This window comes from Paenibacillus piscarius (genome assembly GCF_022234545.1).
Taxonomy (GTDB): domain Bacteria; phylum Bacillota; class Bacilli; order Paenibacillales; family Paenibacillaceae; genus Paenibacillus_AQ; species Paenibacillus_AQ piscarius.
This window is the reverse complement of the sequence record NZ_JAIEUI010000044.1, coordinates 1-5616: the sequence shown is the minus strand read 5'-3', so window position 1 is coordinate 5616 and position 5616 is coordinate 1. Positions and strand designations below refer to the sequence as shown.

Here is a 5616-nt window from a genome sequence, read left to right as displayed (position 1 = left end):
GAATGAAATCCTGCGAATTAGCGAGCTAGAGTAAGAAAACTGAATCATAAGGAGGGAGGCGGACGCTACCGCTCCTCCAGTTCCAAAATTCCCCTCCGCCACTTTTCCCTTAACTTAATTTTTTGTTCAATCTATACAGTAAGACGCCTTGAAGCAGCTGTTCCCTGCACAATAGGTAATTTCACCAAGACCGTTATTATCCACCGACTTTGGTCCAGGCAACACTTTTTCAGTTTGACCTTGCAGTATACTTCAACCCTTATAGTGAAATATAGTTAATGGTACACCAAGTGGAAACGTCTTCGCCGTCCTTATAAGGACGGCATCGTTTCAGCGGGAAATATAAGGATAAGTTATTGTGTGGAACATATACATTCTTATATTTTTAATAAACGGGCAATTATGCTTTTAAAGAAAGAGGTATATTATGAGACAACGTAAATTTAATGGGGAGTTCTCGGGGATTCTATTCCTGATTCTAGCGCTTGGTGCTTCTGTATTCATCGGGAAAGAAACATTGTTCGCTGTACTAGCAATAATCGTGATATTGGCACAATTAGGGATTTATACTTTTCACCTCAAAAAAAGAGGTAAACTGTTTTGGGTCTATGCAGTTTCCCTGGTAACCGGGATTTTATTCTTGGTCACTAATGAGTTTTGGATATTCGCATTTGCTATTCTACTGCTAATCGTAGCAGGCGTATGGAATGTGTTTTTTGCAGGTGAAGTGCGTAAAAGCGGTAAGGTCTTTCTAGTAGTTCGGAGAGTGTTGTACGGTATTGTCTCTTTAGTTGCCAGTGTGGTCTGGATCGTTAACCTATATGTTCAGCCCATTAAGGGGTCCGTTACTCTCCCAGCCGGTTTAACTGCTGAAATCAACAATGACCAGCTTGATGCTCCAGCCCTCATGTTGGAAAATATCCAAAAAATGAATTCATTTGGCAGCCGTACAACCGGATCTGAAGGTCATAATCAGTTCAATGCATGGTTACAGCAGCAGGTGACGGATATGGGCCTTACGGTGTACCGGGATAAGTATACTTTTGACCGCTGGGAAGAGAAGAACAGCTCTCTAACCATAGATAACGAGGAAATTCATGTATCCTCTGCGTTACCTTACTCTGGCGAGACCGATGCAAATGGAGTTACTGGAGAGTTTGTCTACACTAAGCCGGGTGAGTATGAGGAAGCCAAGGGTAAAATAGCCGTCGTTGAAATCAAGAACTTTAAGAATTTTCCCATGGCACTGGTGATGAATATCCGTGAAAAATTCCGGGCGCCGGGCGGTATTTCTTCAGATGAAGGCGATCTGGTCCTTACCACAGGTTTGAAGCACGCTAAATTGGATGAAGCCAAGGAACAGGGTGTGAAAGCAGTCATTATCGTCTGGGATGGTGTTTCAGATGACAAGGCTGAGAAGCAATACCTCCCCTTCACCGAGCATTATTTCGGAATCCCGGCAGTTTGGGTCAATAAAACAGAGGGGCAAAAGGTAATCAACGCAGCTAAGGCCCATAAGGCGGGCACAGTGATTTTAGAGGCAGAGAAACAGGAGCATGCTCCGACCGAATCTTTTTATGTGAAAATTGAAGGAAAGAACAAAAAGGAATCGGTCCTTGTAAATACGCATACCGATGGTGTAAATGTAGTCGAAGAAGACGGGGCGATTGGAATGCTCTCCATGATTCGTTATCTGCAGCAGCAGGAGCAGCCGGAACGGACGATGATCTTCGCCTTCGTAACAGGACATTTCAGATTGCCCGAATTCAAAGGTACCTCACAGGCAACCTCAACCTGGATGCAGGCTCATCCTGAGCTGTGGGACGGTAAAGAGGGGCACCTGAACGCCGTGGCAGGACTCACTGTAGAGCATCTTGGCGGCTTAGAATGGAAGGACAATGCTTCCGGACAATATGGACCGACTGGCAAAATAAGCACAGAATTCACCTACGCAGGAAATGCAAGAATGGAAGCCATTTGGATGAAAGCTGTTGAAGCTAGAAAGAACACCCGGACCGTTATCCTGCGCGGACATAATAACTTCCAATTCGGTGAGAGTCAGCCCCTGTTCAATGCCGGGATTCCAATGATTGGACTGATCCCCATCCCAGATTATCTCCTGGTCGATAGCGCAGACCGAGAAATGGATAAATTCGATGTGAACCTGATGCACGAACAAGTCGGCTCTCTATTGAAGGCATTACAGCTTATGGATCGTACAGAGACTACGGAGCTGGGGACGGCGGACCGGTATTCGTTTTTCTTAGGGCGGACGAAGTAGTTGAATGATCACAGCTAATCGATGTCAAAGTATAATGAGCGTAGTTATGGTATCATTATATTCGAGTTTTTGAGTCGATCAATCTTCTTATACCGGAGGGAAACATGGATATCACTGAATTTCAACAATGGGTTAGGGAATATTACAAGAATCGGAACTGGTCGGACTTAGATATTTTTGTTCGTATTGGATTTCTTGCTGAAGAAACCGGGGAAGTCGCCCGCGCAATTCGTGCGTTAGAGATTGGCAGAGATCGTCCTGATGAGGTTGCAGGCACATTTCAAGAGAATAAAGCTGAATTAACAGAAGAGCTTGGAGATGTTCTAGGAAATCTCATTGTCATCGCCAATAAATATGATATATCGCTTGAAGATATCTTGATATCGCATAAGCAAAAGCTTCAGGCACGCTATTCAGAAAATTAAGATAAATGCAAAAAAAAAGGAAGAAGGGATACACATGAAGCTTTGTGGAGTCTGCATCCTCACTGACAATGCGCCGCGCCTGGCCGCTTTTTATGAAATCGTTCTTAAGGAGTCTCCGGTTGTTGAAGGACAGCATTACGGATTTGACAGCGCTCAGCTTGCAGTCCACAATCCGGGCCAAGTGAACGTGGTCAATGACAAGAATATGTCTCTAATGTTCTATGTTCATGATGTCTTGGCTGAATATGATCGTCTGAAGCAAGCCATCCCCGGTATCGGGATTACCTCTCCACCTGAGCGCAGACCGTGGGGGGCCTATTCGTTCTGGTTCCTTGATCCGGACGGCAATACGGTGAGCTTTATAGAGGAGAAGGGTCTTAAGAGCTAGAGTGCCATCGTAATCGGACTCCTTCTCCCCACTAAACCTGTAATTATTAGGGTGCTTATTTTTAGAATTGGATATAAATAATGAACGCACCGAGTCTCACTGGTACTTGTCGTTCAAAATTAATTATTCTCATCCATTAATAATATTTTGAGTTTCTTCTAAATAAATTTCCATGCTACCATCGTACCTAGTTAAAAAAGCCCGCTCTTTAACTCCTTCGCCTATACAAATCAACTTAGCCTTTCCATAAAAATAATCATTATTATAATCGTAAATAACTTTTTCATTTTCTTTAGTTTCTGCAATTGACATTATTAACTGAGTATCATGAGGTCTATTTTTCCCAATAAATTTAATGATAGCTTTTTTATTAGATTGATCTATATCTTCTTTGAAAATTGCATCCAGCATAAAGGGAAAACGATGTATTCCTTCAGTCTTTTCTATTAATTTATTCAGAGCAAAGTTATATGCCAATACTGTTTTGTGCAGTTCAACCCCTTGAGAGGGAAAGGCTGAAATGTTATATAACGATATGTATCTATCTTCCTTTAAAGCCTTTACACCCAATTCGTCAATATACCCTAAAAATATACGCTCAAATTCTTTACTTTTTGATATTCTAGATATTTGGACTTCTTCTTCTGTTTTAAAGCCTTTAAGACTATTCTCTATAGAATTTTTTTCTGCACTCAACAGTCCAAGCTTATACTTAATATCATGAATTAATTTTACATTTACTTTATTCTTCAACCAACTATCGAAAGAAATATTATGTTTAAAATATTTTTTTAATACGTCATATGTTTTTTGTATTTGTTCTTTAAGATTATTTATTTGTTTACTTAAAGAATTTATTTCTCCCTGCAGTTTCTTAATAATTTCTTTACATTTTAAAATTTCAACCTCAGTGTCATTTTCTTCTTGAAAATACTTATATGATGAAGAAATACTAGCTGAAAGTTTACGATCACAAGCCGGACATGTTCCTTCTAAAGGGTTTTGCTTCTTATGGTGCCGTGACACTTTTCGAAGCAATGACAATCTTTCTTTGTAGTAGCTCTGTTCATTACATTTAGAAATATAATCTTCTTCATTTTCATTTAAAAGAATTTGATTATCACTGTGTAACTTAATATATTTCAAAGATTCTTCAATAAATTCTTAATCTACTAGTTTTGCAATCTGTAAATCCTCACTATCATTTTCTAAATTTATATAAAACCTAATTTCATCTTCTTTACTTTTTAATATTCTTTCCAGTTCTTTCTTCTTATCCCTATTAACAAGAGATTCAATTCCTAGATAATAATCTAAATAATCTTCTTTAAGATTTTTATAAAATTCAAAGCTACTAAATGATTTTCTAAGGTATACCCACCCTACAGACTGGGGTATATAATATGGCAAAAACATTGCTTCAATTGGAGCAGATTTATATCCATCCTTATTTTCTAATTTAAGTGAAAAATCAAATAATTCATGAATTAGTATTTTAAGTTTAATATGTTCTACCGAATGATTTGCTCTAATACCATTAAACCTCATAATAGGGCTATTAATTCTTTTAATGTATATGGTCTCGTCATCTCTAACAAATGTAATATTTTCTATTTCTTGATTTTTAATCACTTGAAAATCTAATCTTAAAAATGCGCCTTCTTCAATTATTTCTGTCAAATGATCATTATTGTCATTTATACCCAAAGTGTATAAAACCATTTGAAAAACTGTACTTTTTCCTGATGTATTTTTCCCATAAATAATATTCACATCATTATCAAACTCTGTATAAAAAAATTTGCTTTCACGTTCCGAATACGCAAATAGCTTATTTATTAGCAATTTTGTTTTCATAATGGTCCCCTTACTTCTATATAAGCTGCATAAATTGCTGCTTTTATACTTATTTCTGACAATTGAGAACTTATATTTTTACGAAATAATTGATACAACTCTAAAAAACAATCAGCCTCCACAGTGAATTCATACATTATGCTACTATTGTCCTTAACAAAGGAAAGTATTTTTTTATGTTCAATTTGCTGATAATCTTTAAATCTATCAAAACTATTATTAAAATTTCGTTTAAACTCAGCCTTTTCTGGAATAGATATTTTCAAGTTTCTACAAATTTCTTTTTCTTCATTTCTCCACAAATTAAATGCCATCTTCTGTGTTGTGATTATGTCCATAGCCTCATTAACTTTTGTAGAACTTACACGTTTTGATTCATCCATTAACTTCACAATATTACCTTGATTCAAAGTAGTTTCCACATCTCTAAATAAAAGCAATAGTGAATCCACTGCAGCCCTATGATCACTGACCTGTTCTCCAAATAATCTACCAAACAGTCCAACTAATGAATCCTTTTGACTTGCACTTCGCTTTGGCAAATCAATATATGCTAATGAAACATTCTTTAATTCTTTTAAGCCCTCTAGATCCTTACCTATATAAGTTGAACTAAAGGAATTCATTTCCACACCGTCGAATAAAAGAGTATAACCTAAAAGCGA

At 37.6% G+C, this 5616-nt stretch carries 6 protein-coding genes; 3 read left to right on the top strand and 3 right to left on the bottom strand.

Going from position 1 to position 5616, the window contains the following annotated elements; translation table 11 throughout:
- Positions 1–427: 427 nt before the first annotated feature.
- From K1558_RS32540 to K1558_RS32530, 3 genes are all read left to right on the top strand, one after another.
- Positions 428–2281: a M28 family peptidase gene (locus K1558_RS32540; RefSeq protein ID WP_238656264.1), complete on the top strand. Its 1854-nt coding sequence runs from the start codon at positions 428–430 to the stop codon at positions 2279–2281.
- Positions 2282–2385: 104 nt separating this feature from the next.
- The gene (locus tag K1558_RS32535) at positions 2386–2706 is read left to right on the top strand and encodes a MazG nucleotide pyrophosphohydrolase domain-containing protein (RefSeq protein WP_036733455.1); all 321 of its coding nucleotides are present in this window, start codon (positions 2386–2388) and stop codon (positions 2704–2706) included.
- Positions 2707–2740: 34 nt separating this feature from the next.
- Positions 2741–3094 carry a VOC family protein gene (locus K1558_RS32530; RefSeq protein ID WP_238656263.1) on the top strand — a complete coding sequence of 118 codons (354 nt, stop codon included), beginning with the start codon at positions 2741–2743 and terminating at the stop codon, positions 3092–3094.
- A gap of 129 nt (positions 3095–3223) precedes the next feature.
- Here K1558_RS32530 and K1558_RS32525 read toward each other — a convergent pair whose 3' ends face one another.
- The 3 genes from K1558_RS32525 to K1558_RS32515 form a co-directional block, all read right to left on the bottom strand.
- Entirely contained in the window at positions 3224–4240 is a 1017-nt protein-coding gene (locus tag K1558_RS32525; RefSeq protein ID WP_238656261.1) for a hypothetical protein, read from the bottom strand.
- An 18-nt stretch (positions 4241–4258) separates the two neighbouring features.
- Positions 4259–4951 carry an AAA family ATPase gene (locus K1558_RS32520; RefSeq protein WP_238656260.1) on the bottom strand — a complete coding sequence of 231 codons (693 nt, stop codon included), beginning with the start codon at positions 4949–4951 and terminating at the stop codon, positions 4259–4261.
- The coding region (locus K1558_RS32515; RefSeq protein ID WP_238656258.1) for a hypothetical protein at positions 4948–5616 on the bottom strand (669 nt) is incomplete at its 5' end. The genes K1558_RS32515 and K1558_RS32520, both read right to left, overlap by 4 nt.

Bases quoted from the DNA above. Each gene is read 5' to 3' on its own strand.
- K1558_RS32540 (WP_238656264.1), top strand. From the start codon at position 428: ATGAGACAACGTAAATTTAATGGGGAGTTCTCGGGGATTCTATTCCTG.
- K1558_RS32535 (WP_036733455.1), top strand. From the start codon at position 2,386: ATGGATATCACTGAATTTCAACAATGGGTTAGGGAATATTACAAGAAT.
- K1558_RS32530 (WP_238656263.1), top strand. From the start codon at position 2,741: ATGAAGCTTTGTGGAGTCTGCATCCTCACTGACAATGCGCCGCGCCTG.
- K1558_RS32520 (WP_238656260.1), bottom strand. From the start codon at position 4,951: ATGAAAACAAAATTGCTAATAAATAAGCTATTTGCGTATTCGGAACGT.